Genomic DNA, 25,020 nt, shown 5'->3' with positions numbered 1-25,020 from the left:
GAGGCATGGATGGGGAGAATTAAGGTTTCAGTCTGCGTTGCGGTGACGATCCTATTAATGGGCACAGCCCTTTCGGCGGAAGGCATATTGAAAATGACTCCCCCGGAGTTGAAGGAACGGCTTGGAAATGCCGACCTGGTGATTATCGATGTGCGGTCTCCTCATGCATGGAATTTAAGCAGGGATAAGATTAAAGGCGCCGTCAGGGAGGACCCGATGGATGTGGAATCCTGGATCGGCAAATACCCGAAAGAGAAGACTTACGTCTTTTACTGCACTTGACCGAATGAAGCGACCAGCGCCAGTATGGCGCAGGATTTCATGGAAAAAGGGTACGTGAAGGTGTTTGCCCTCACCGGGGGATGGGACGCATGGATCAGGGCTGGCTATCCCGTGGAGCGGAAAGGAAAGAGGTAGCTCCTGCCCCCCGGGTTTCTTGCGCATGGCGCTCATTTTTGATATAGTAAAGGCAAAAGTGGCACCGGTCGAGCGGGTCTTGATGCAATAAGATTAAAACGAAAAATAGGCCCTGCCATGACCAGGATCAGGTCCTGCTCATAATGGAAAAATCGATATCTCCAATTCAAAAAGTTGCCTCCCTTTTAATAGCCGTGGCTTTGGTGGCGGTGTTGTGGCTCTCGAGCCTGCGCAGCTACCTCCTTTTTCATAGCCTGGCCGAAGGTTTCTCCATCCTCATCGCCGTCAGCATTTTTATGCTCGCCTGGAACTCCAGGCGGTTCATGGATAATAATTATCTTCTTTTCCTCGGCATCGCCTATCTTTTCGTGGCAGTTCTGGACCTCTTCCACTCCCTCTGCTACCGGGGAATGGGTATATTTTTCGTGGATGAGGGGAATGCTGCCACCCAGCTTTGGATCGCCGCCCGCTATATGCAGGCCCTCTCCCTCCTTCTCGCTCCTTTGTTTATAAGGAGAAGACTGAAGCCCCCCGCCGTGGTAGCCTCCTATGCGACAGCTGTTGCGCTTGTTCTGGCATTCATTATCTGGCGCCCTCTCTTCCCGGATTGCTTCATTGCGGGTTCGGGGCTCACGCCTTTCAAGAAGGCGAGTGAGTACGTCATATCCGCAATTCTTGTCGGCTCGATTATAATGCTCTACAGGAACCGTCGGAGTTTTCACCCCCTGGTGTTCCGGTGGGTTGTCTGGTCCGTGGGCCTCACGATACTTTCGGAGCTCGCCTTCACCTTTTACGTGAGCGTGTACGGCCTCTCCAACCTCGTGGGCCATTTCCTCAAAATATTCGCTTTTTGTCTTATTTATAAGGCCATTATCGAGACAGGCCTTTCTCGCCCCTACGACCTGCTCTTCAGGAATCTGAAGCAGAGTGAAGAAGCCTTAAAAAAGAGCGAGGAGCGCTATCGGGGACTGGTGGAACTCTCGCCCGATGCGGTATTCGTGAATCGCAATGAACGGGTAATTTTCGTGAACCAGGCAGCGGTAAGGGCATTCGGTGCCGCACAGGCGGCGGAGATTCTCGGCAGGTCGCCTTACGAGCTGTTCCATTCCGACTATCATCATGTAATGAGAGAGCTCGGCCGGCTCCTTCAGAAGGGCGAAATGATTCCCCTTACAGATGGAAAGATCGTCCGCCTCGACGGGTCGATAAGGAGCGTCGAAGTCGCTGCAAGTCCCTTCCTCGATGTCGAAGGCCCGGGCGTCCAAGTGGTGTTCCGGGATGTAACGGAGCGCAGGGAAGCAGAGGTGGAGCTGGCACGCCAGCGGGAATGGCTGCGGGTTACCCTCACGAGTATAGGGGATGCGGTCATCGCTGCGGACAGGGCCGGCAAGGTGACTTTTATCAACCCGGCTGCCGAAGAGCTGACCGGTTGGAGCCTTAGTGAGGCATTCGGACATGGGGTACAAGGGGTATTCCGGATCATACACGAAAAAACAGGCGATCCATCGGAGGATATTGTGGAGGAAGTCTTCCGGGAGGGAAAGATTATCAGCCTCGCCAATCACACGGCACTTGTGAGCCGGGAGGGGCGAGTGATCCCTATCGAGGATAGCGCGGCGCCGATAAAGGATGAGAGCGGCGCTATCATTGGAGCGGTGATCGTCTTTCATGACGTTACCTCGAAACGGAAAGCACAGCAGGAGCTGAGGGAAAGCGAGGATCGGCTTCGCGTTGCCGTTGAATCAGCCGAGCTGGGAACCTGGGATTTCGATCCCCTGACAGGAGATATGAAGTCATCGGAGCGGTGCAACGCTATTTTCGGGGTGCCCGGGGCTTCTCGTGTTGATTATCAACTCTTCCTCGACCTTCTTCACCCTGACGACCGTGACCGGGTCGACGAGGAAGTGCGGTGCGCCCTCAATCCCTCGGGGAATGGTTCTTTTGGCACTGAATACCGCCTGAGAAGACCGGACGGGGAAGAGCGCTGGGTCGTGGCCGCGGGGAGGGTCTATTTCGGGTCCATAAACGGCAAGGAGAATGCCCTTCGCTTCCTCGGCACCGTGCTTGACATCACCGGGCGTAAAGAGGCGGAAGAAGCCATGAAAAGGGCACGGGACGATCTCGAAAAGCAGGTGAAGGAGAGGACCACGGAGCTAAGGCGTGCATATGATTCCTTGCGGGCTGAGATAGAGGAGCGCAAGGGCGTGGAAGACCGGCTGAGACAGGCCCAGAAGATGGAGGCCATCGGTACACTGGCTGGGGGCATCGCCCATGATTTCAACAATATTCTCGCAGGTATCATCGGTTTTACCGAGATGGCGATTGATGACACATCCTCCGCAAGTCCTGTGCATCGCAGATTAAGCCTCGTGTTGCGAAGCGCCATGAGGGGCCGCGATCTGGTGCGGCAAATCCTCGCCTTCAGCCGCCAGACCGAGCAGGAGAGAAAGTCGGTGGAGCTGTCGGATATTGTGGAAGAAGCGTTGAAACTTCTGCGGCCCGCTTTCCCCTCTACCATAGAGATCAAAAAGAGATTCATGAGCGGCGGGGACCGGATATTCGCCGACCCGGTGCAGATTCACCAGGTATTCATGAACCTCTGTACCAATGGGGCACACGCGATGAGGGATAAAGGCGGGGTGCTTGAAGTGAGCATCGAGGAGCTCGATATTTCCGGGGATGAACCCTCGCCTTATCCGGGAATGAAGCCGGGCCCCTACATCAGGCTTTCCGTAAGGGACTCGGGGTGCGGGATCTCGCCGGAAAACCGGGACAAGATCTTCGATCCTTTCTTTACGACCAAAGCGCCGGGTGAGGGGACGGGTCTCGGGCTTTCCGTAGTCCACGGTATCGTAAAGAGCCATGGCGGCCAGGTCGGGGTGTACAGTGAACCGGGCAGGGGATCGGTGTTCCATGTGTATTTGCCTAAAGAGGCGGGCGTCTCACCAGGTGAGCCGTGCAGGGCCTCGCAACTGCAAGGGGGAAAGGAAAGCATCCTTTTTGTCGACGACGAGGAAATACTCGTGGAGATGAATTCAGGCCGTCTCTCGAAGCTCGGATACGAAGTGGTGGGATGCACGAGCAGCGCCGAGGCGCTCGAAATATTCCAGCGTGAGCCCGGTCGTTTCGACCTCGTTATTACGGACTATACCATGCCCGGCATGACCGGAATGGATCTCTCCGAAGCCATGCTCACGATAAGGCCCGAGATTCCCATTATACTGTGCTCGGGCCTCAATGAGACCATAAGTGCGGAAAAAGTGAGGCAGTCAGGCCTCAAAGCGTTCATCGGCAAGACGGCGAACAAGCGAGAATTTGCCAAAATAATCCGTAAAGTATTGGATAAGTGAGGGTATCTCACCCATTGCGGCCCGCTCCGTACTATCGACAGGTTGAGGGTTGTCTCTTCCTTTTCATTATTGCCCCAAAGGCATATCTTTGCTTCACTAACGACTATATACCATCCTACTATCGACTAGCGACTGCCCTTAAAGGTTTTTCTTCCGCCATTTTCCGGAGCCTCGCCACATCCACGATGAGCGCCACGGTGCCGTCGCCCAGGATCGTGGCCCCTGAGATACCCTCTACATCGCGGTAGGCCCTGCCCAGGGTCTTTATCACCGTCTGGTGCTGGCCGATCACGTGGTCTACCACAAAGCCCATCCTCGTTCTGTCGATCTCGGTAATGACGATCTGCTCGAGCTCGGGCTCCTCTCCTTTGATATTGAACTCTTCTCTGAGCCTCATGTAGGGGATGAGGCTCCCCCGTACATTGGCCATATGCCTGCCGTGGGTCCTTTTCACATCTTCCCGGGTCAGCTCCACGCACTCCTCCACCGCGGATAGGGGAAGGACGAAGTGGTTCGTCCCGATCTCCACGAGGAGCCCCTCGATGATGGCTAAGGTGAGGGGGAGCTTTAAGCTGATGGTGGTGCCCACCCCTTCTTCACTTTGGACTTCAATGGAGCCCCGCAGGGAGTCGATGGTCTTTTTCACCACGTCCATGCCCACGCCCCTGCCGGAGACGTTGGTCACATTGGCGGCGGTAGAGAAGCCCGCGGCAAAGATGAGGCCGAAGAGGTCCTTGTCGGAGATCTCCTGCTCGGGGGTAAGGAGCCCCCGCTCCACCGCCTTGGCCCTGATCCGCTCCCGGTTGAGGCCTGCCCCGTCGTCGGTGATCTCCACAAGCACGTAGGCCCCCGAATGCTTCGCTGAGAGGTGGACCATCCCCTGCCGGGGCTTGCCTGCCGCCTCTCGTATGTCGGGAGATTCCACCCCGTGATCGACGGAATTCCTGATGATGTGGACGAGGGGATCGTTTAACTTTTCGATGACCGTCTTATCGAGCTCCGTCTCTCCCCCTTCGGTGGTGAGATCGATCTCTTTTCCTAGCTCGGATGAGAGGTCCCTGACTAAACGTTTGAACTTACTGAAGGTGGTCCCTATAGGGAGCATCCTGATACTCATCGTGGTGTCCCGTAATTCTTCGGTCAGCCGCTCCACTTCCTCGGCGATGAGGGTGAGCTCCGGATCCTTCTCCGTGGAGCTCTTCTGGGTGAGCCTCGCCTGAACGGTCACGAGCTCCCCTACGAGGTTGACGAGCTTGTCGAGCTTGTCGGCGGCCACCCTGATGCTGGAAGCAGCATCCTCTTTCCTGACCTTCTCCTTCGCCTCCTTGATCCGGCTCTGCTCGGCTAAGGCCGAGACGACCTTATCCTTGGTTACGAGCCCTGCGTCGACTAACAGCTCTCCTATGGGCTTCTTATCCTTGAGCACTCGCTCGAGGTCTTCTTTCTTTACGTCTCCCCTTTCGAGCATAATCTCGCCCAGGAGCTTATCCTCTTCCACGGTATCGATCGTGATCTCCGCTAAGTCTTCGACGAAGATGAAGACGTCCTTTATGGCATTGACCCCCTTATCGGTGGTGAGGACGATGTCCCAGTATGTATAGCACAGCTCGGGGTTCATATCCTCGAGGGAGGGTATGGCGTCGAGCTGCGCTATCACGGTGGCGTCTCCTAATTGACGGAGCTCGTTGAGGAGGGGTATGGGGTTGGTACCCGAAGCAAAAATATCCGGCTCTGGGCGGAACCGGATACGGTAGGTCTTGAGTTCTTCTTCAATCTCCCGGGGCTTCCCGGAGGCCTTTTCTTCCTTTGCCCCCGGAAGGTAGTGCTGAAAGGAGGCGGTAAGGGCGTCTCTCTCGGGAGGCTCCTTGCCGTCGAGCATGGCGTGGATCAGGTCTCCCGCCTTTAAGGTAAGGTCGATGAGCTCCTTCTCTACCGCGATTTTGCCGTTACGGACCATGTCGAAGACCGTCTCCACCTCGTGGGTGAAGGAGGCGATATCATCGAAGCCGAACATGGCGCCCGAGCCCTTTATCGTATGGAGGGCCCGGAATATCTGGCCGATGAGCTCTTCGTTCTCCGGAGCTTCTTCCAGTTCCAATAGGGAGGATTCGAGCTCCTGAAGTCTCTCGTATGCTTCTACTCTGAATGTTTCGACAGGGGTACTCATCCCAGCACCTTCCTTACGACCGCTAAGAGCTGGTCCGCCTTAAAGGGCTTGACGATCCACCCCGTGGCGCCCGCGCTCCTGCCTTCCTGTTTTTTTGAATCCTGCGACTCCGTAGTGAGCATGATAATGGGGATGAACTTGAACTGGGGTTGGCCCCTTAGCTCTCTGATAAGGCCAATGCCGTCGAGGTTCGGCATATTGAGGTCGGTGATGACCATGTTGACGGCAGCCCCGTCGATCTTGCCTAAGGCGTCCTTGCCGTCCACCGCCTCCACCACGTCATAGCCTGCGTCCTTCAAGGTGAAGCTCACCATCTGGCGGACACTCGCCGAGTCGTCTACGGTCATGATCCGCTTACTCATGTGGGCCTCCGGTGAAGAGACAGTGATCATCCCCGGCAAGGCCGCACCCGGAGCGGCGTGAATAACCGAGGTTCCCGGCTGTCTGCTCCAGAATGACGGAAGGGGGCCGTTGGAAGATGAGTTCCTTGTTCATGCGACGCGCCATCCGGTGGGCCGAACAGAGGAGCTGAAGACAGGAGAGGTCCGTTTCCAGTATGCCCCCGGTATGAACCGTAATAGTGGCACACTCGCCAATTGTGCCGGTGAGCGCCTTTTTCATTTCCTCGCCATGGATTATGGTAGCCTCGCCGCCGATGACCACAGTCGCGCCGTCACCGGATTTCTCCACTTTGATCTCAATCATATTTCTCTCCTCTTTCTATAACGATGGTTTAGAAAAGCTCCACATTATCTCCGAATTCCTCATTTATTTCAGGCGTCGGGTGCATATCCCGGCCCAAAGTGTCGGCTTGGAGCGATGCCGGTGTGCTTTTCCGGCCGCTTCCCAGGACCGAGTCATGGATAGTCCTCTCGCTCTGCATTGTGTAGTTCGCCTCCAGATGCTTCAGGTAATCGGCCATACCCTCCCAATCCGAGTGGCACACCATCTGTTTCGATTCGGCTGAGATAGACTGGAGGGTTATGACGGCCTTATCGATGACTTCTGCAAAGACGTTCTGCACGGTCACCCCAAGGACCGTCGTCTCGATATCGGCGGCAAGCTGCCGGCCGGAGGTGCCTATGCCGATCAAGAGTGAAGCGATGCGGCTGTTTGCGCTCCTCAAGGTAGCGACAAAGAGGCCGAGGTCGTCGATCATCTTATCCGTCTCGAGAGAGCGGCTGTCGATTCCGCCGTGGGTGTGAGACTGCAGGTCTCCCGCGATCTCCATCACCCTACCGAGGGTTTCCGAGATAGCCCCTTTCTGTGTATTCGCATCGAATGATAATTTTTGTATGGCTTCCGCGATCACGCCCAGAGGGGCGCCTTTCTCCCCTGTATGGGCTGTCTTGATCCGCGCATTGAGGGCGATAAGCTCTATTTCAGCGCTTATCTCCTCAATGTCGTCTACCGACCCCGATATATCGGCGGTGGTCGCAAGAAAGCTGTCCATGGCTGCCGAAAGGTCCGACCGGGCATTGGCGCTCGCTTGCAGTGATGATATTGCAGGGGCTATCCCGTTTTCTATTTTCGCGAGATAAGACGACGAGGATTCATCCGTCGTGCCCGCCAAATGCCCCGTTTTTTGCGAAAGCTCCATTATGTTATCTTTAATGCTGAGCAGGTTATCGTTGATGCGGGCAGTTGCCCCCATAATCTGCTTTTTCGAATCATCGAGGTGTGCTTTTTGAAGCTCGCATATCTTACCCGTTTCGAATATGACTCTGACCGAATCCGAGTCATCTCCCTTCATTTCCGCGGCGCCGCCGGGATACTGGGCATTAAGTTTCTCTATCAGACCGTCGAGCGCTTCCTTCACGTGCTCTATCGTCTGTCTTGTAATATCGTGATACTGCATGGCAGAGACGACATCGCCAATGTGCCGGGAGATGTCTTCCGATTCTTTTGCGATGAGATCCGTGCCTTTTCGGGATGACTCGTTTTTTTCTGCGAGGGCATTGAGGCTCGCCCCGATGCTGTCCAGAATACGATGAATTTCGACCTTCTGCCTCGTCTCGAGAGTGGAGATATTTGCCATGTTCTGCCGGATCATGCTGTTGAGTACCGCGGCCTTTGATGCGATATTCGCCGTTTTCTTCTCAATGAGTGCGGAAAGTTTCTCCACGTCGTCGGCGAGGGTAAAAAAACCGGCTTGCTCCTGACCGAGCTGCCCGCTCTCGATTTTTATTGAAATACTCAGTATCTTCAGTATCTTCACTATTTTCTTGAAACTCGCCAAAGGCGTCCGCACCGTGTCGACTATCTTTACCGTTTCTTCGAGCGTCCTGACGCCGTGGGTGAACTCATCTTCCGTGCCGCCGAGGCCGGTCCCGATGGAGCCGAGCATTTCGCGCAAGCCATCCATGGTATGGGTGATTTCATTTCCGGACATGACCCCCAGAAGAGATGAAAGCATCTGGGTGATTTCCCGGGCGCGGCTGTAGAAATCCGTCATGCTTCTTCCGATTGTCAGGAACTCGTCCTCTGTTCCCGTGATAAGGCGGTGCAGAGAGCTCGATACCCCCTGGAGCTGAGCCGACCATGAAGGACTAGCCGGTCCCGAAAGGGAGAAAAAATGTGCTGAAGGATCAGGTGTTTCATGGACCATCTGTTTCATCCTTACGTACCCGTCACTCGGGCTTATTTTCTCCACCCGCAGAATATACGGTTCTCGGGCATAAAAGGGCCTGAGCTTGCGGGGGGCGCCCGCCCGGAGACTGCGACCCTTCGTAATATGGCTATATTACCCGCTTCAAATGTATTATCGGCGGCATAAGGTTTTAATTAAATGATCTTTGTTTACCTTTTGATACAAGACATGGGCGGCGGGGTATAATAGGGGGCAGGAAGAACAAAATTCGGTGAAACAGGCGGCTTTGGAAAAATTGCGGAAAGGACGGCTGCGACTCTTCCCGCGGAATTAGTCTTATTTATGGTTCGGCGCCAGCAGCTCATTGGGTCGGTCCGGGTTCACGTATCCGCCCCGGGCAGCATTATAATCTCCGAGAGGAGTATTGCGCTGTTTTCCGGTTTTGGGGTCTACGGTAGGCTCTGTGCCCATCATGCCCTCGCGCCATCCTTCGCTCGCATGCTCCCGTACCCGGTCCCGGTTTTTTCCGGATTGGATAAGGCCCGAGTTATCGAGAGGGTTGTTTCTCGGCCGTATAATGGAATTATTGCCGTGTGCTTCCGCTCCATTCGTGAGAACGATGCTTCTCGAAATCTGGGGCAGGAACGATTGGGCGCCCGCAAAATCGGGATTTGCCGCCCGATAACCCACGATCATGGCATCGTTCATTCCCGCGTAGTTTGCCACTCCCACTTTATAGATACCTGTAACAGGAAGACCGTTATCCGTAAAGGAGACTTTCGCCTCTATAAAATGCCACACCTGATAACCCATCCTTTGGCTCGGCAAGTTCCGCATGTTCATGACTCGTGCGTTCCGGTAACTTGGAACGTGGCTGAATATCCATTTCAGAAATGCGTCGGGGGTGGTGGTTCCCCGGGAACGAAGGAGGGAGGCCAGCGAAGCGCAGTACCTACCATCGGGAGAGGTGAGGGTAAGGCCGGCATTGGTCTCACTCACGCGCCAACCCGGAGGGCTCGTCCACCTGAAGTACCTTCCCTGGTGCTGCTCGAGGGACAGGGACGAGGGGCTTGCTCCTGCCACGGGACGCGCGGAAGCCGAGATGGCGGAAAAAAGCATGGTAATGATCGATGCGAGTGAAATGATGAAAATTATATTGCGACGCATGCAACGAACCTCCGAGTCATAATAAAAATTCTGAAACAGACCGGAGACGTTCCCTCCCCGAGAGAGTTCCCCCGGTCTCCGCCATATTATCGGCGATCTCAGGATAAAATGAAGAGAAAGAGCCCCTCATGCGTGCGCCAGCTTATAAAAAAATCCCAATGCAGCGCTTGAAACGACCACCTCGGCGCATTTTTTACGGTCAAGAAGCGCTTTTGCGAGGTGGAACGCCTCGCCCCTATCTCTCAGCAGATCATATTTATTGAGTATAATCGTGCATTTTCTCCTTTCCACGTCCTTGAGCATGGCGCGCTCCGAAAAAAAGCTCAGGAAGATCTCTTCAGAGATAACGGTATCCCCGGCGATTTCTCCCGGGTCGGGCAGGAGCTTCCATCGGAATACCGCCTTTTCGACCGTGCAGTGGAGGGCGTCGAGGCCTCCCACCACAAAGATCCGGTCGGAGAAGGGCGGGACAACCGGTTCATGGGGAGCAGGGAATTTGAGGGGAAAGTGCTTTGCTCCGTCCGCCTCGATAAGTACCGTATCCGCCGATTCCCCCAAAGACCTTACTTCTTCAAAGGCGAGTCCGGTAAGCTTCCCATCCTCGTGAGTCTTCCCCACGCGGGTGGCCGGGCCCCTTGAGAATGATTCGAAATCGGAGAAAAGGATGAAAGGCTCTTTCGCGTAAATCCTGGTGGTGGTCGTGAGGGCAACGCTTTTTCCGGCCATGGCCTGCCTGCCGGCCAGAAATTCGATTATCGTTGATTTGCCGCCCCCTCCCACCACCGAAATGTATTTGCGGCCCGCAAGAAGCAGAAGGGGGTCAATCTTTTGAAAATGCCACATAGGGAAGGGACCTTATCCGCGTCACGACCTTCTTCGCAATTTCCTCATTTTTTCGTTCCACGGACAAACTTGCATAGCCTTTCTGGAGGATGAAAAGGCCGTCGTAGGCGGTGTCTTTGTATTCCTTGATCGAATACTCGATACCTTCTTTATCGAGAGCGTCCCTGATCATGTCCATCTCGAAGACGCTCTCGATCGTATGGATTCTCACCCATTTTTCCGGATCAACGCGCGGGTCCATTCCCTCTCTGCGGGCTCCCTTTGTCTAAAGAGGTGGCCGGTCCGACCCATATTTGGACTTCGGAGGAAAAGGATTCTCTCGACATCTTGATATTGGCGGTCTTATCGTCTTTCACATAATTGGAAGCGATGTCGCCTTTGAACTTGAAGCTGTTCACGAACCGCCAACCGTTTTTCACCATGTTCACCTTGAAGTAATCCTCGAGGGACGGAAGGTCTACATTGCCCGTAAGCACGAGAACCCCCACTTTCATGGTCTGGGTCTCGTAGATGAAGCTTTTATTCTGAGAGTAGGTAAGCTCGGTGGGGACCGGGATATCGGGAAAGCCATAAAATGCCTGGTTTGGAAGGTCCGTCTTTGACTTCTCTTCCTTGCCGTTACTCCAGGTTCCGAAACTCGAGCATCCCGAAACGACGGATAAGGCAAAAAGCAGGGCAACGCAGATCAGCACATATTTTTTCATAGGTCTCCTCCTTCTTTTTTTCTCTCAAGATATGCATAGGCACTGTGGTTGTGGATGCTTTCGAAGTTCTCCGCTTCAATGGCAAACCAGGTAATGTTCTGATCTTTTGAAAGCGCTTTGGCAATGTCACGGACCACGTCTTCGACGAATTTAGGATTATCGAAAGCCTGCTCCGTGACGAATTTCTCATCCTCCCGTTTCAGGATGGAATATATCCCGCTGCTGGCACAGTCCTCTATGGTCGAGATAAGGTCCTCTATCCAGAAAAACCGCCTGAACCTCACGTCCACCTTCGCGACCCCTCTCTGATTATGGGCCCCATGCTCGCTGATCTCTTTGGAGCATGGACAAAGCGTATTGATGGGGACCAGCACGGTCACGGTGAATTCAGTCATCGTGCCGGAATCGTCCATGGACCCGAAAAAGCCGCACCGGTATTCCATGTAACTCTGGGTCTTGCTTACAGGCGCTTCCTTCTTCAAAAAATAGGGGAACCGCACCTCAAGGTGGGTCGACTCGGCATTGAGCCTCTCTTTCATCTGCCTCAAGATGCTCGGAAGGTTCTTCATGTTGATCATGCTCTGGTTCTCGTGAAGGATCTCCACGAAGCGGCTCATGTGGGTGCCTTTGTAATTGTGGGGAAGGTTGACGTACATATCGATGGTGGCGACGGTGTGTTGAAATCCATTCGCTTTATCGAGGACCACTATGGGGTACTTTACCCCCTTCACCCCAACCTTGTCGATCTCAATATTTCTGGGATCGTGCATATTCTGCACATCCACCATCTCGGCCCGTATTTTCTTACTCATAATATGCCGCGCACGCCTTATCAGATTCCCAGACCCTCACCTCTTTGACGGTGACACCGCTCCCTTCGGTCCGTATGCGGAGCTCGCCGAAGATGAACATCGCGATATACTCGGAGGAACTGGCCCTTTCTTTGAAAAAAGGTAATTCATTGAGATATTTGTGATCGAGGATATCGAGGATCTCCTTCAGGAAACCCTTGAGGATCTTGAAATCGATGACCATTCCGTCCGGCCCCGGCTCTTTTCCTGTAAACAGGGCGTCTACCTGGAAGTTATGTCCATGCAGCTCCTCACATTTCCCATGATAATCTTCGATCCTGTGGGCTGCCGCGAATGCATCTTTGACGCAGAGGGTAAACACATTGATAATCTATATTGGTTGGATAGTCAAGTCAATAGATTATCGGAAATACAAGGATTCGGGAACGGACGGGTATGGGCCGCCTTTATCCGTCAGGCGGGAGTCTTGAAACCCGGCGTCCCGAGCCTTATCTTTTATTAATACACTAATCTCGCCGCATAAGGGGGTTTTTCTGGATTATTCAATAAAATTGGGTGGAGAAGGGGGGCAGGGCATCGATACCATGGGCTCCGTGCTGGCCCAGTTGTTCTCAAGGGCCGGGTATCACGTATTTACTCACCAGGAATATGAATCCCGGGTCAGAGGGGGCCATAACTTTTTCCAGATGCGGCTTTCCGATGCGCCGGTTTGTGCTTCGAGAGCGCCTATCGATATACTGGTTGCCATGGACAGGGCGAGTATACCGGTTCATGCGGCCGAGCTTGCTCCCGGGGGTATGGCTATATATGACGGGCGGGCTACCAAGGAATCCCATGAGGGCGCACAATTCCTCAGCATTCCATTCGTCGATCTCGCATTAGAGCACGGCAAGAACAGGATCATGGCCAATATTGTGGCAACCGGGGCGGTGCTGGGCATGCTCGGAATTGACCTGCAGCTCCTCTTCGCGATCATCAGACAGACCCTTGCTAAGAAAGGCGAGGCAACGGTGACCGCAAATATGGATTCCGCCCGCGCGGGACATGAATATGCTGTAAGGGAGTGTTTGAAATGCGCCTTTATCGCTGCGCCCGGAGGACCCGGAAAAATACTTATCTCGGGCAACGATGCAATCGGTGTGGGGGCAGTAGTTTCGGGCTGCAAATTTTATACGGCTTACCCCATGACCCCCGCCACGGGAATACTCAATTACATGGCCGGCAAGGAGCTCAGCCACTCAATCGTGGTGGAACAGGCTGAGGACGAGATCGGGGCGATCAATATGGCCCTGGGCGCCTCGTTTGGAGGAGTACGGGCCATGACGGGAAGCTCGGGGGGCGGATTTGCCCTCATGGTGGAGGGTCTCTCCCTTGCTGCCATGACCGAGACCCCGGTAGTGATCGCCCTCGCCCAAAGGCCGGCGCCCGCGACGGGACTTCCCACCAGAACGGAGCAGGCCGATCTCCTTTTCGCGCTCCATGCGGGCCATGGGGAGTTTCCACGGGTAATTTTCGCCCCTGGAAGTCCCGAGCAGTGTCTATATCTTACGAACAAGGCCTTTGACATGGCAGAGAAATACCAGATACCCGCCTTTATTCTCACCGACCAATACCTCGCCGACAGCGCCTGGACCTATGATTCCTTCGATCAGGACAGGATCGTCTTCAACGATTACAGGGTAAGGGGGGAAGCATTTCAGGGCCTCGGAGAATACAAAAGGCACGCCTACACGGAATCGGGGGTCACGCCCCAAGGCACGCCGGGAGACGGGACACACCTTGTGGTCACGGACAGCGACGAGCACGACGAGGAAGGTCATCTCGTGGAAGACGCCCTTACCAGGGTCAGGATGGTAGAGAAGAGACTCTTCAGAAAACTGCCTCTTTTAGCGGAAGAGATTTCGCCGCCCCTCATGTATGGAGAGGGAGAGGCCGAAACGGTGATAGTCGGCTGGGGCTCCACTTACGGAGTGATGAAAGAGGCGGTAGACATCCTCGCAGGGTCCCATAAAATAGCCCTCCTCCATTTCAGCGAGATATATCCCTTCCCTTCGGTGAAAAAATTAGACTACCTGACTCTCCTGGAGAAAGCGACACGGGCCGTCTGCGTGGAGAACAATGCCACGGGCCAATTTGCATCGCTTATGAGGAGGGAGACGGGATTTCTATTCCGTGACAGGATAAACCGTTATGATGGCAGGCCTTTTACCGTGGAGAGCCTCCTCGCGGAATTGAAAAATGTAATGGATGCCGGGAAAGGCACGAAGAGGGGAGAGAATTAATGGCAAAATTCGAAGATTTTGAAGGTCGTACCTCTGCATGGTGCCCGGGATGCGGTAATTTCGGCATTCTGAAGTCTTTCAAACAGGCCATGGTGGAATTGGAGCTCGAACCACACCAGTTCACCATCGTCTCCGGTATCGGTCAATCAGGCAAGTTTCCCCACTATGTAAGGTGCAATACCTTTAACGGCCTCCACGGACGTTCGCTGCCGGTTGCCACGGGCCTGAGGCTCGCCAATCACCGAATGCCCGTCTTTGCCTTCGCGGGGGACGGAGACTGTTACGGAGAAGGGGGAAACCACCTGACCCACGCGATCAGAAGGAATATAAATGTGAAGCTCTTTGTCCACGATAACCAGATCTACGGGCTCACCAAGGGGCAGCCCTCTCCCACGAGCATGGAGGGGACGGTCTCGAAAATTCAGCCCATGGGACTCATCTCCGAGTCGTTTAACCCTGTGGCCTACGCGACTGCCCTGGACTGCAGCTTTGTAGCGAGGGGATACGCGGGAGACGGGGACCATCTCAAGGAGCTGATAAAGAAAGCGGTGAACCATCAGGGTTTTTCTCTGGTGGATATCCTTCAGCCCTGCGTCACCTTCAATAAGGTCAATACCTATGACTGGTATAAAGAGCGGTGTTATTACCTCGAGCCGGAATATGATTCCCATAACCGCATAAAGGCATTTGAGCGTGCCCTTGAATACGGCGAACGCATACCCCTGGGTGTGCTCTACAAGTCGGAGCGGCCTTGCTATGAAGACAGGGTCCCGGCTATAGAAGCCATGCCACTCGTGAAGCAGGTTTCGGCCCCGCCCGTTTTGAAGGAGTTAATGGAAGAATTTTTCTAATATGAAACGGGTACTTGTGATTTTATCGTATTTCAATCATACAAATAACATAAAAGCCATCCGACCAGACGGTAATTACCGGCTTGACGGCTCTTGCAGAAACCGGAATTTCCCGGCTGCAAGGGTTGTTTTTTTTTGGAGCCAATCGTCTCCCGGTGGCGTTAAATACCGATCTTGCGAAGGGCATATTCGGAACGGGAAATCCATGACTTAATCTTAATTTTTGGCCTATTTTGCCGATAATAAGAACGTAAAGAAGCTGCGAAAGAAAAAAGCAAGCTTCTCTTGAAGGGGGTAGGAAGCCATGAAATGTCCATGGGTTCCGGTCGGGGCATCAGAGGAGAATCAAAGGGTATCGTCGTCGGAAGAGAAGATTCGGGGAAAAAGAAAAGACGGTCTCATTAGATCGGCGGAAAAGAGCTTCCGTGAAATGCTTCTCCTGTCTCTATCCATGATACTTTTGCTATTCAACCTTTTAGGCCGGAGGCGAGGTCCCGATTCTTCAACCTGACAGTCGGACACATGCCTTCCGCCAAACCGGCTCACAATCTCTCAATCTTTGTTTTTCAGCCCCCAGGAAGCGGGGCGTGTACATGTAAACAATCTCTTATTAATCCTTGACAACGGAACCTATTTGCGTAAGAATTTCTTGTAAGGGGTTTTTCCCGCAGCTGCGGGGATGACCCTTTAACCGTCTCAATAAAAAGGATGGTGAGAATCATGCAGTCGATCGAATTGGCGAAGCATTTGAGCGAAAACGAACTGAAGCGGCGTATGAAGGCAGCGAAGGATCACGAGCACTTTCAGTGCTGGCACTGCGTCTATCTCGCGAGCAAAGGGCTTCCGGCAAAAATCGTGGCCGAATATGTAGGCACCACAACCGGGGCCGTCCATCAGTGGGTACGGCAGTACAATCACTACGGTCCCGATGGATTCGAAAAGCCTCCTCTTTCAGTGCCGCGACCGGGATTCGAGCACCTGCCGTAAGGATCTCCAATAGGGAGAACGCCCGCCCAGGCAGTAGTGAACAGGGGTCGGTCCTCTTTTTTGAGACGGAGCCCAAGGGGCACTTCTATACTTTTACCATTTCGTAATTTTCTCTTCCATGAACAGACGGCAATGGTGGTCCTTTATTGGAATCATCGGTTCGCCCGGCATCATCCCTTTCTTGATACCCTTAGTGCATTTCCCGTGACGGTGAGACTGCTCAGAAACATTGCCCCCACTGCGACCATAGGGTTCAAAAACCCGGCCGCGGCGATCGGTATGACGGTCACGTTATAGATAAAGGCAAAAATGAGATTCAACCTGACAGTGCGCCTGTATCGTGAGCCGAGGCCGAAGGATCTAACTATTGCCCTAAGATCGGAACCGGGAATGATCAGGTCTGACGCGTTCTTGAGGATATCGCTCCTTGCACCGACGGAGAAACCGACGTCCGCGGCGGCAAGGGCGACCGCGTCATTGAGCCCGTCTCCGGCCATACCCACCTTATGGCCCCTATGTCTGAGCTCCTCGATGATTTCAGCTTTTTCGGACGGCGTCTTTCTGCCGCTGTAATCCGTGATACCGAGGTTTCGGGCGACTGCTCCCACGGTCTCGTCGCTGTCGCCGGAAAGAAGGATCGATCTTATGCCTTTTTGAGCGAACGAGTCGATGACTTCCCTCGCTTCCTTTCTTAGGGCGTCACCGAATACGAAGAACCCCTCCGTCTTGCCATCCCACCCGAAGAAGACAACGGTCATGGAGGCTTTTTCCCATTCCTGCGCCCTCTTTTCCAGGTGTCCGGAGGGAGGGGCTTCGCAAAGGGAGGCCAGTTCCCTGTTTCCCGCGAAAGCCTTCCGGCCGCCGACCGATCCTGTCACCCCGAGGCCGGGTTTCTCATCCGCTCCGACGGCCCCATTGAAAGAAAGACCGAGCTTCTCCGAGCGTAGGAGTATCTCCCGCCCCAGGAAATGGGCCGATTTTGCCTCCAGGGGAGCGATCATGGCGAATATTTCCTCCTCGCCCTCCGTGATGGAGACCACATGAAGAAGGGTTAAACGGCCTTCTGTCAGGGTGCCCGTTTTATCAAAGACCATCGTATCGAGGGAGAGGGTGCGCTCAAGGGCTTCGGGATTTTTTATAAGTACCCCTTTGCGCCGTCCGAGACCTATGACCGCCACCTTTGCAAGGGGCGCTGCAATGCCGATAGCGCACGGACAGGAGATCACCAGAACGGTGAGGCACCGGAGGATGATCTCGTCAAGGGAAAAGCCGAGAAAAGCGAGAAGAATCCCTGTCGACAGTGCCAGACATATTATTCCCGGGACGAAAAGGCGGCCTATGGAATCGGCGCGGCGCTCCGATTTGTCTTTTCCCTCGAGGGCATTACGCATGAGCCGGGATATTCGAGCGAGGGAGCTTTCCTCTGTAGTCCCCGATGTAGTTATTTCCAGCTCTCCGTCCGTTACCAGAGCTCCTGCAAATACCTCGTCACCCTGTGCGACCCGGACGGGGGCAGGCTCACCCGTGATTACGGACTGATCGAGGAAAGCATAGCCGAGGCGGACTCGTCCGTCAAGGGCGAGGCGCTCCCCCCCTTTCACCAGGAAACGGTCTCCGGTGCGTACTGCCCCCGTGGCCGTCCACGTTTCACGCAACCCGTCCGTCAGCCTTACCTTCGTGGGAATGAGCTCTTCGAGATTTGATGCGATTGGCACAAAGACCCGTTCCCGGGCATGGAGCTCCATATATCTCCCCAGGAGAAGCACGGTCACGAGCATGCAAGCCGTATCGAAATAGAGGTGCAAGCTGCCCCGGAATAGCTGAACAAGGCTATAACCGAAGGCGGAGAGGGCGCCGAGGGCGATCAGGCTATCCATAGAAAAAGCTGCGAACCGAAGAGCCGACCACGCCCTTTTGAGAGTGGGCATGCCGCCGTAGAAGATTACCGGGACGGACATTAGGAGAGCGGGATAGGAAAAAAAGGCCTTTACGGCCGGCGTAAGGTCTCTTATAAAACCGGAGTAGAGGGCTGCGGAGAGCATCATCACATTCATGGTGAGTATCGCCGATATGCCAAGACGGATAAGAAGGTCCTGCTTGATCTCATCGCCTTTCCCCCCTGCATCGACGGGAGGTACCCGGTAGCCGAGGTCTCTTATCCGGGACTTGACCTCCTCCGGGGATATGATATGGGGCAGATATCTGAGGCGAACCGTATCGGTAAAAAAGGATGCCCCCGGCTCCATGACCCCCGCCGTTTTTTTAAGCACCTCTTCAATCAGCCAGCTGCAGGAGGGGCACCACATCCCCTCGGCGCGGAAGGTAAGTTCGAGGGCCGGTGCCTCCTGATCCGGTGGTAAAGCAACTCCGGCAGCCGGAGAAGAATTTCCTCCCGGAATGATGCCTGCCTTTACACAGGCGCGAAAGAGGACGGTATCTCGGAAATCAGTGGCACCTTCTCCCTGAGATGCCGCGAGGATGAGAAAGACCTGAAAGCATCCGGGGCAGCAGAAACAGCGGCGGGAGTCATCGATAATGTGCATGGATGACAGGGGGCCCGGAGGCAGGCCGCACAGGTAACATGTTTCCGCAGGGGAAGGCATACCGCCATAATCAACAGAGACTGCCGAGGTAGGATCAGACAAAAGGGGCCATTCCTTTCCATGTGAGCACGAGCCCCATGGCGATAATTGAAAGAGCGGCCGCCCGCTCCCCCAAAAGACGCATACGCAGAGAAAAGAAAGATGCGGAAAATCCGACGAGGAGGAGCGCGGGAATTGTTCCTGCTCCAAAGCAGACCATAATCAGGAACCCCTGGATAGGGTTTTGGGTGCTGGCGGCCTTCACGACCATGGCCCACGAAAGCATGCATGGCAACAATCCCGCCGCAAGTCCGAGCACCCACCCGGGCCGGCGATGGGCGGACGTGAGGTGAGCGCCCATAAAACGGGAGACGACGGAACCCCGGGGCATGGGAGAGGCGGGGAAAGTGAAAGGCAGGCGAAAGACTTTGAGAAGTATGACTCCACAAATTATCATGACCAGACCCGCAACGAATGCCGCCATATTGCGGGCAGTCGCAAGCGATCCGCCCGCTATGCCGAGACCCAAAAAACCGGCTCCGAGAGCCCCGAGAATCCCGTAAGTGACGATGCGGCCGAGGTGATAGGTGAGGTGATGGGTGATCCCAGGCATCACTGATGCAACGCCCGAACCCTGGTCTATCCCGCGCAATTGTAATGAATAGGCGATCATCAAGGGGCCGCACATACCGAGACAGTGGAGGCTTCCCGTCAGGCCGGTAATAAACGCCCAAATGAAATCCATGTTCATGAGCCGCCCTTATGGAGAGATCTTATATAGATGACCACCGCCCACGCATCCTCAGCCGGAACAGTGGAAAAAAGGGCGGGGTGCCGCCTGAACCCGAGCCGAATGCGGGCGTAGAGCTCGCCGTCTCCGCGGGAATCGATTTCTTTGGAAGAAAGATCCGTAGGCAGGGGGGTAAAGCTCTGGCCCACAGTACCCCTGCCGTCCAGTTTGGGCCCATGGCACTGGGCACAAAAATAGGCATAGGTGACCCGTCCTCGCTCGACCGCTTCCGGAGATGGGGTCAACGGACTTTTCAGCTCCTTCGGATCGGAACGGGAGAGGACGAAAAAGCTATCCCCGCGAGGCATGGTCCGTGCATCCATGGCCGGTATCTTGCGCTCATAGGTCCTCACCGAATCCTGATCCCTCATCCTGCCGTAGTCACAGGAGCCGAGGGTAAGGAGGGCAACCAGGAGGCAGGCCGCTTTCAAGCTCAAAATAGACTCCCTTCTTCTCATTTTCCCTTCCCTCCCGTGGGGCCGGTCGCGAGGGCCGGTTTTTCCGACACATGCTGGGGGTCCGGAATGGATGGACCCGCGCCCGGCTCCGGGTAGGTCGAATATACCGATTTTCCCGGCAAATCCTCAATCGCATGAAAATCCCAATCGGGGGGACCCTTGTCGCCGACCGTAAAGAACATGAATAAGCCATAGAGGAAAAACGCCAGGGCGAGGCCGCAGACCAGGGCCCAGCCCTTCCACATCGGCCGCCTTAATTCGGCGCTCCCCGGTTTTTCCGGGATCATTTCTTTCTCCTTCGTCAAATCCATTAAATCAGTCTCTCCCTGACCGCGCTCTTAGAACGGACCCCCCAAAAACCCGAAGAAAATCACGTAAAAGACAAACCAGACGATAAATCCCATGTAGAGAAATATAAGGACAAGGGGCACGGGATTATATTCGATCTTAAATCCATCGGGAAATTCCTCGAGCCCTTCAGCCTGTCCGAGGGCGCCGTGTTTATGTTCCCGTATTTTCAACGCCCCTCTCCGGAATGCGAGGTAGAGCACCAGCACGGAGAGAGCGCCCAAGAAAAAGGCAAGCACGAGATGATGGTAGTCAAGAAGGGTAAAGAGTCTCATCAACGCACCCCCAAGGTCATGAAGGCGATAATCGTCGCGGTGATAATGGATCCCACGCCCATGAAGAGAATAGCCGCCGTCACCAGCGCTTCACGGCTCGAACCCCGGCCCTGGGCGTGTAGAGGACCTGCCTCTCCCCGCAGAGGAAGATAGCGGGCACGCTCCTGGTCCCGGAACTGGCCGTTCCGATGGGCCCACAGGAATACCCCGATGCTTGTCCAGAGACTTACCCCGATCAGCGCCACCCAAAAAATATACGTAAGTCCCATGGTCATTCTCCCTTCGGAGGCGTGATATAGGATGCGTCGATGCCTCTGGGCACTCCGTGGGCATCGCTTTGCCCCACAAACATGCGCGCCACGTAATCGCCCACGTCCCATATTTTTTCGGATTCAAGCTCTTTCTTAAAATAGGGCATCGCCGTTCCTGTAATGCCGTTCATTATCTGATAATAAAGTATGCCGCCCGTGATATCCTTGCCCCTCAAGATGGTGAAATTGAGGGGCGGCGGATAGAGGTAAGGTTGGGCCGGGCCCATGCCGTCCCCCACGGGTCCGTGGCACCCTATGCAGTAGCTTTGAAAGAGGCGATGTCCGCGGCTGAGGCTCGCCCGGGTCGTGGGGTAAGGGTTGGGGAGCCTTCGCCATGGTTCGGGCACCATCGAGTGGAGCCATCGCACGTTCTCTTCCGGGCCTGCCGCGTACGCGTCGATTGCCTTTTTCTTCCAGGTGTGTTGTCGCTCCACCCGGGCGTCTGCGTCTTTGAAACCCAAAGCCTGTTTGTAAGCGATAAGGGCCGAGATATTTCCCATTCCCAGGAATGCGAAGGAAGGCATGACCGATTCAGGCCGCACGAACCGAGGGTTCGTATAATGGGCGACATGCCAATCGTCCGGGTGTTCTCCTCCTTCCTGGGAGAGGTCGGGTCCTGTCCGCTCGCTTCCGAGGAGATGGGGCTGATCCGCCACGTAATCTCCCGAACGCGCGATTCGCTCGGCGCCGATATCCCAGTCGATCTGCCTTATAAACTGGGTGTGGCAGAAGGTGCAGCCGTTTGCCACATAGAGGCTTCTCCCGAGGTCTTCGGCTTTTGTCCGGGGACGGAATATATCGGACGGTTTTTCACTGATCGTGAGCCATGGAAGAATGACCGCAATGAACAGAATGGAGGCGAAGATGATAAGGCCGCCGAATAAGAGGAGTCTCAGGGTCATCCTCATAGCCCTTGCTCCTCCTCTCTTGCCTGCCGAAGGCTCATTGCGACATTATAAAGACCGATGGCTGCTCCCGCGGCGATCATGACGCCGAAGCCCAATCTATAGATCCAGTAGACGTGCAATTCGGGGAGAATATTGTATACCACTCTCCCCCAGCGCCACCCGCTTCCCTGGATCAGGCCCGCCATGGTGAGAACGATGAAAAACCCCGTGAGCCCGGTCAAAAGAAGCCAGTACTGAATATCTACCAGTTTGCGGCTGTAAAGCGGTCGCCCTGTGATTCTGGGGAGGAGGAAATAGACGGCCCCCAGGGCTATGAACCCCGAAAAGCCAAGGACGGCGATATGGGAATGGGCGACCACCCAATTAGTGAGGTGGGTGATCCGCTGGACCGAAGGGAGGGATTGAAAAGGGCCCTGGAGGCAGACAACGAGATACCAGACAAGACCTGCAAAGACGAACTTGCCTCCCAGATCGTCATGGATATAGCCCAGCCGGCCCTTGATGCTGAGCCAGATATTGACGAGGACCGTGGCTACGGGAATGAGCATGCCCATGCTTCCCGTGATTGCGACCACCTTGAGCCATGTAGGGGCCGGGGTCTGCAGCAGGTGATGGGTCCCGATATGGGGGTAAAACATGAGTATGGTCCAGAAACCCACGAGTGAGAGGGTATGGCTGAATAGCGGTCCCCGGCAGACTATGGGCATTACATAGTAGGAAATGCCTATTGCCAGGGGGGTGAGAAAGAGTCCCACTATGCCGTGCCCGTAAAACCACGCGAGGATTCCGTCGGCCATGCCGGTGATGGCCCCCGTGGAAGGGTTCCAGACGGCATTCCCGAAGAAGTAAATAAAAAAAGTAAAGACAAGGGCGCCGAAGGCGTACCAGACAGATACATAGAGCAGTTTTTCCCGTCCCGATACCACTGTTCTCAACAGGTTGTAAAAGGTGATCGCCAGGACGAAGAGAAGAAGGATGTCTACGGGCCAAACCCATTCGGCATATTCGCGGCTTTGACTGTACCCGAATCCGAGAAGAACGGTGCCCGAAGCGACGGTGATATTCCACGCCCACACCGCGATTCGGCCCGCTTCGGGACTGAAGAGGGGCGCCCTCACCAGGCGGGGGACTATATAGTACATGGCGCCGAGAAGCGCGGACCCGACAAAACCGAAGATCATCATATTTGTGTGCATGGGCCGGACTCGTCCGAACATGAGCCACGGCACATTCCGGTAGAGCGGCAGATCAGGGGCTACCATGGCAAAAGCGAGTATAAGGCCGCCCAGGGCAGCGACAAAAAACCAGGCGAGGGAGGAGAGAAAAAATCCCGCCACCGGGCGATGCCCTTCTTCAACCGTTCTTACCATCTCCTCCAACCTTTGCCGGACCCGTCGACCGGCGTGTAAATAGAGTCATTACCTATGGCACGCGAGCCAGCAATCGAGCTGTGCGCCTTTTCTCCTGTGGCACTCGATACAGAAGCTCATCTGAAAATCGACCTTTCGAAGACGGTCGAAGGTTTGCACATCGCCGTGACAGTTTACGCAGTCGAGCTTTGCCCATTTCAGATGAGGCACGTGGGTAAAAAATACGAAATCCGGGATATAGAATATGCGCTTCCACGGGACGGGCGAATTGGTGCGGAGGTATTGCTCCTCCCGCTTGATCTCGCTATGTCCCGGTATTACGTAGGTATGGCAGTAAAAACATTTTTCCATTGTCGGGAGCCCCGCGTTGGCCGACCGCTCCACGTTGGGATGGCAGAAGCGGCAGTTTATCTTTTTCACCCCCGCGTGAACCCTGTGGCTGAAGGAGATGGGCTGCGCCGGGCCGATGTCGAGGGCGGGATAAAAATAGAAGAAGAACATGGCCGCTACCAGGAGACCCGCGAGGCCAAGCCATAACGAGGCCCGTGCCTTCCATTTTTTTCCCTTCGCCCGTCCATCTTCATTCTGCCTTTCTTCCCCGATCATGGCTCCAGCCTCTTCTCTTCCGTAAGCCACCGTCTGAAAAGGGGATCCGAGACCGGCATGAGGGGGACCTTCCTTAGAAAGAGGGTGACACAGATGGCCATAACCCCAAAAAAGCCTATAGTGATGAGAATTTCCGGGACTCCAAGGGGGATGGCTTTCCCTTTCCAAAGCGAAGGTGCGACAAGGATGAGCCTTTCGAGCCACATGCCGAGGATTATCACAATGGAGAGCAATATCATGGGGAGGCGCATGGTTTTCACTTTCCTGCTGAGAAGAATGAAGAAAGGTACGAGGAAGATCATGAAAAGCACCACCCACGCCAGGGGTTCCCAGGGGGTCAGCTTCACCCGGAGGATCACGTAACGGGTCTCTTCAGGGAGGTTGCCATACCATATCGTCAAGAACTGGGCATAGAAGAGATATCCCGTAAAGAGACAGAAGGCGAAGACCATTTTGCCCATATCGTGAAAATGGCGGGGCAGGAGAAAATCGCGGAAGCCGGTGGAGCCTGCAAGGAGGAGCGTGAGGAGGAAGAGCGCCACGAGACCCGTATAGAAGGAGGCCACCAGAAAATACGCCCCGAAAAGGGTGGAATACCAGTGGGGATCGAGGGACATGACGAGATCGAACCCTACGAAGCTCATTATGAAGGCATAGGCGATTGCGAAGACCGTCGAAAGGACCTGCTGTTTCCTCCAATAAGGACTGTCCGGAAGGTTGGCATCTTCCGGCTCCCCTTCCCCGTGATGTTCTTTTTTCCATAAAAGATCGGCTCTCAGGGAGCATCTCACCATAGCGAGGGAGATGATAGTAAGAAACAGAAGACCTGCGCCGTTACGGATGAAAAGAAAGGGGGCGCTCAACCATGCTTCTTTGCCCTCCGCCGGTGTCGTGATCCACGGAAAGAGCTCCACTCTGCCGAAATAGAGGAGCCAAAAAAGAAGGAACGCGCAGGGGAGGAACGCGCCAAGGGCCTCTGCCGGCCTCTTCAGCGGGCGTCCCCATTTTGCTCCGGTGAGGTTGAGGACCGCGACAAAGAGGATGGCCCCGAAGGAGAGGCCTGTCCAGAAAAGAAAATTGACCAGATAGGCTTGCCAGGCGCGAAGAGGCTCGGACCCGGACACCCCCGCGATGAACGCGGCCGCTCCAATGACAATAAAGGCGATGAAAAGGAGGGTTGACCCGACGGAAAGAGGAAATCC

The 25,020-nt window shown here is 54.9% G+C and carries 25 protein-coding genes; 5 read left to right on the top strand and 20 right to left on the bottom strand.

The features are described 5' to 3' along the window. The first annotated feature begins 9 nt into the window (after nt 1–9). Nucleotides 10–417, top strand: coding sequence for a rhodanese-related (seleno)protein (locus VGJ94_01760; protein HEY3275319.1), 408 nt, complete (start codon nt 10–12; stop codon nt 415–417). Between the two features lie 143 nt (nt 418–560). After that, a complete protein-coding gene (locus VGJ94_01755; protein HEY3275318.1) occupies nt 561–3,767 on the top strand; it encodes an MASE3 domain-containing protein in 3,207 nt (1,068 codons plus the stop codon). 118 nt (nt 3,768–3,885) lie between these two features. Here the strand turns inward: VGJ94_01755 and VGJ94_01750 are convergent, their stop codons facing one another. The 10 genes from VGJ94_01750 to VGJ94_01705 form a co-directional block, all read right to left on the bottom strand. Further along, a complete protein-coding gene (locus VGJ94_01750; protein ID HEY3275317.1) occupies nt 3,886–5,934 on the bottom strand; it encodes a chemotaxis protein CheA in 2,049 nt (682 codons plus the stop codon). Then, complete coding sequence (locus tag VGJ94_01745; protein ID HEY3275316.1) at nt 5,931–6,296, bottom strand: response regulator; 366 nt, start codon at nt 6,294–6,296, stop codon at nt 5,931–5,933. Before VGJ94_01745 ends, VGJ94_01750 begins: the two co-directional genes overlap by 4 nt. Next, nucleotides 6,289–6,639, bottom strand: coding sequence for an STAS domain-containing protein (locus VGJ94_01740; GenBank protein ID HEY3275315.1), 351 nt, complete (start codon nt 6,637–6,639; stop codon nt 6,289–6,291). The genes VGJ94_01745 and VGJ94_01740 overlap by 8 nt, the downstream gene beginning before the upstream one ends. A gap of 28 nt (nt 6,640–6,667) precedes the next feature. After that, nucleotides 6,668–8,542 carry a hypothetical protein gene (locus VGJ94_01735; protein HEY3275314.1) on the bottom strand — a complete coding sequence of 625 codons (1,875 nt, stop codon included), beginning with the start codon at nt 8,540–8,542 and terminating at the stop codon, nt 6,668–6,670. A 318-nt stretch (nt 8,543–8,860) separates the two neighbouring features. Next, nucleotides 8,861–9,691, bottom strand: coding sequence for a hypothetical protein (locus tag VGJ94_01730; GenBank protein ID HEY3275313.1), 831 nt, complete (start codon nt 9,689–9,691; stop codon nt 8,861–8,863). Between the two features lie 126 nt (nt 9,692–9,817). After that, nucleotides 9,818–10,534 carry a selenium cofactor biosynthesis protein YqeC gene (gene yqeC, locus VGJ94_01725; GenBank protein HEY3275312.1) on the bottom strand — a complete coding sequence of 239 codons (717 nt, stop codon included), beginning with the start codon at nt 10,532–10,534 and terminating at the stop codon, nt 9,818–9,820. Then, the gene (locus tag VGJ94_01720) at nt 10,512–10,775 is read right to left on the bottom strand and encodes a hypothetical protein (GenBank protein HEY3275311.1); all 264 of its coding nucleotides are present in this window, start codon (nt 10,773–10,775) and stop codon (nt 10,512–10,514) included. The genes yqeC and VGJ94_01720 overlap by 23 nt, the downstream gene beginning before the upstream one ends. After that, nucleotides 10,759–11,238 (bottom strand): hypothetical protein, encoded by a 480-nt coding sequence (locus tag VGJ94_01715; GenBank protein HEY3275310.1) that lies wholly within the window; start codon nt 11,236–11,238, stop codon nt 10,759–10,761. The genes VGJ94_01720 and VGJ94_01715 overlap by 17 nt, the downstream gene beginning before the upstream one ends. Next, nucleotides 11,235–12,050: a GTP cyclohydrolase FolE2 gene (gene folE2 / locus VGJ94_01710; protein ID HEY3275309.1), complete on the bottom strand. Its 816-nt coding sequence runs from the start codon at nt 12,048–12,050 to the stop codon at nt 11,235–11,237. The genes VGJ94_01715 and folE2 overlap by 4 nt, the downstream gene beginning before the upstream one ends. Then, nucleotides 12,043–12,411 carry a 6-carboxytetrahydropterin synthase gene (locus VGJ94_01705; GenBank protein ID HEY3275308.1) on the bottom strand — a complete coding sequence of 123 codons (369 nt, stop codon included), beginning with the start codon at nt 12,409–12,411 and terminating at the stop codon, nt 12,043–12,045. Before VGJ94_01705 ends, folE2 begins: the two co-directional genes overlap by 8 nt. 136 nt (nt 12,412–12,547) lie before the next feature. Here VGJ94_01705 and VGJ94_01700 point away from each other — a divergent pair, with 136 nt between their 5' ends. The 3 genes from VGJ94_01700 (at nt 12,548) to VGJ94_01690 (ending at nt 16,170) form a co-directional block, all read left to right on the top strand. After that, on the top strand, nt 12,548–14,332 hold the full coding sequence (locus tag VGJ94_01700; protein HEY3275307.1) for a 2-oxoacid:acceptor oxidoreductase subunit alpha: 1,785 nt from the start codon (nt 12,548–12,550) through the stop codon (nt 14,330–14,332). Further along, entirely contained in the window at nt 14,332–15,183 is an 852-nt protein-coding gene (locus VGJ94_01695; GenBank protein ID HEY3275306.1) for a 2-oxoacid:ferredoxin oxidoreductase subunit beta, read from the top strand. The genes VGJ94_01700 and VGJ94_01695 overlap by 1 nt, the downstream gene beginning before the upstream one ends. Nucleotides 15,184–15,903: 720 nt before the next feature. Further along, complete coding sequence (locus VGJ94_01690) at nt 15,904–16,170, top strand: helix-turn-helix domain-containing protein (protein HEY3275305.1); 267 nt, start codon at nt 15,904–15,906, stop codon at nt 16,168–16,170. Nucleotides 16,171–16,340: 170 nt separating this feature from the next. Here VGJ94_01690 and VGJ94_01685 read toward each other — a convergent pair whose 3' ends face one another. The 10 genes from VGJ94_01685 to nrfD are packed head-to-tail and all read right to left on the bottom strand — an operon-like array spanning nt 16,341 to nt 24,942. Continuing rightward, nucleotides 16,341–18,815 (bottom strand): heavy metal translocating P-type ATPase, encoded by a 2,475-nt coding sequence (locus VGJ94_01685; GenBank protein HEY3275304.1) that lies wholly within the window; start codon nt 18,813–18,815, stop codon nt 16,341–16,343. Then, on the bottom strand, nt 18,808–19,503 hold the full coding sequence (locus tag VGJ94_01680; protein HEY3275303.1) for a sulfite exporter TauE/SafE family protein: 696 nt from the start codon (nt 19,501–19,503) through the stop codon (nt 18,808–18,810). Before VGJ94_01680 ends, VGJ94_01685 begins: the two co-directional genes overlap by 8 nt. After that, a complete protein-coding gene (locus tag VGJ94_01675) occupies nt 19,500–20,000 on the bottom strand; it encodes a c-type cytochrome (protein HEY3275302.1) in 501 nt (166 codons plus the stop codon). Before VGJ94_01675 ends, VGJ94_01680 begins: the two co-directional genes overlap by 4 nt. Further along, complete coding sequence (locus VGJ94_01670; GenBank protein ID HEY3275301.1) at nt 19,997–20,311, bottom strand: hypothetical protein; 315 nt, start codon at nt 20,309–20,311, stop codon at nt 19,997–19,999. Before VGJ94_01670 ends, VGJ94_01675 begins: the two co-directional genes overlap by 4 nt. Before the next feature lie 27 nt (nt 20,312–20,338). Beyond that, nucleotides 20,339–20,623, bottom strand: a complete 285-nt coding sequence (locus VGJ94_01665) for a hypothetical protein (GenBank protein HEY3275300.1) — start codon at nt 20,621–20,623, stop codon at nt 20,339–20,341. After that, nucleotides 20,623–20,892 carry a hypothetical protein gene (locus tag VGJ94_01660; GenBank protein ID HEY3275299.1) on the bottom strand — a complete coding sequence of 90 codons (270 nt, stop codon included), beginning with the start codon at nt 20,890–20,892 and terminating at the stop codon, nt 20,623–20,625. Before VGJ94_01660 ends, VGJ94_01665 begins: the two co-directional genes overlap by 1 nt. A gap of 2 nt (nt 20,893–20,894) precedes the next feature. Beyond that, nucleotides 20,895–21,842 (bottom strand): cbb3-type cytochrome c oxidase subunit II, encoded by a 948-nt coding sequence (locus VGJ94_01655; protein ID HEY3275298.1) that lies wholly within the window; start codon nt 21,840–21,842, stop codon nt 20,895–20,897. After that, nucleotides 21,839–23,212 carry a cbb3-type cytochrome c oxidase subunit I gene (locus tag VGJ94_01650; protein ID HEY3275297.1) on the bottom strand — a complete coding sequence of 458 codons (1,374 nt, stop codon included), beginning with the start codon at nt 23,210–23,212 and terminating at the stop codon, nt 21,839–21,841. The genes VGJ94_01655 and VGJ94_01650 overlap by 4 nt, the downstream gene beginning before the upstream one ends. Nucleotides 23,213–23,260: 48 nt before the next feature. Continuing rightward, nucleotides 23,261–23,818: a cytochrome c3 family protein gene (locus VGJ94_01645; protein ID HEY3275296.1), complete on the bottom strand. Its 558-nt coding sequence runs from the start codon at nt 23,816–23,818 to the stop codon at nt 23,261–23,263. Beyond that, entirely contained in the window at nt 23,815–24,942 is a 1,128-nt protein-coding gene (nrfD, locus tag VGJ94_01640; protein HEY3275295.1) for an NrfD/PsrC family molybdoenzyme membrane anchor subunit, read from the bottom strand. The genes VGJ94_01645 and nrfD overlap by 4 nt, the downstream gene beginning before the upstream one ends. Nucleotides 24,943–25,020 lie beyond the last annotated feature (78 nt).

This window comes from Syntrophorhabdaceae bacterium (assembly GCA_036504895.1).
Lineage (GTDB): Bacteria > Desulfobacterota > Syntrophorhabdia > Syntrophorhabdales > Syntrophorhabdaceae > PNOM01.
The sequence above is the reverse complement of the archived record's forward strand: the minus strand, read 5'-3'. Positions and strand labels throughout refer to the sequence as shown.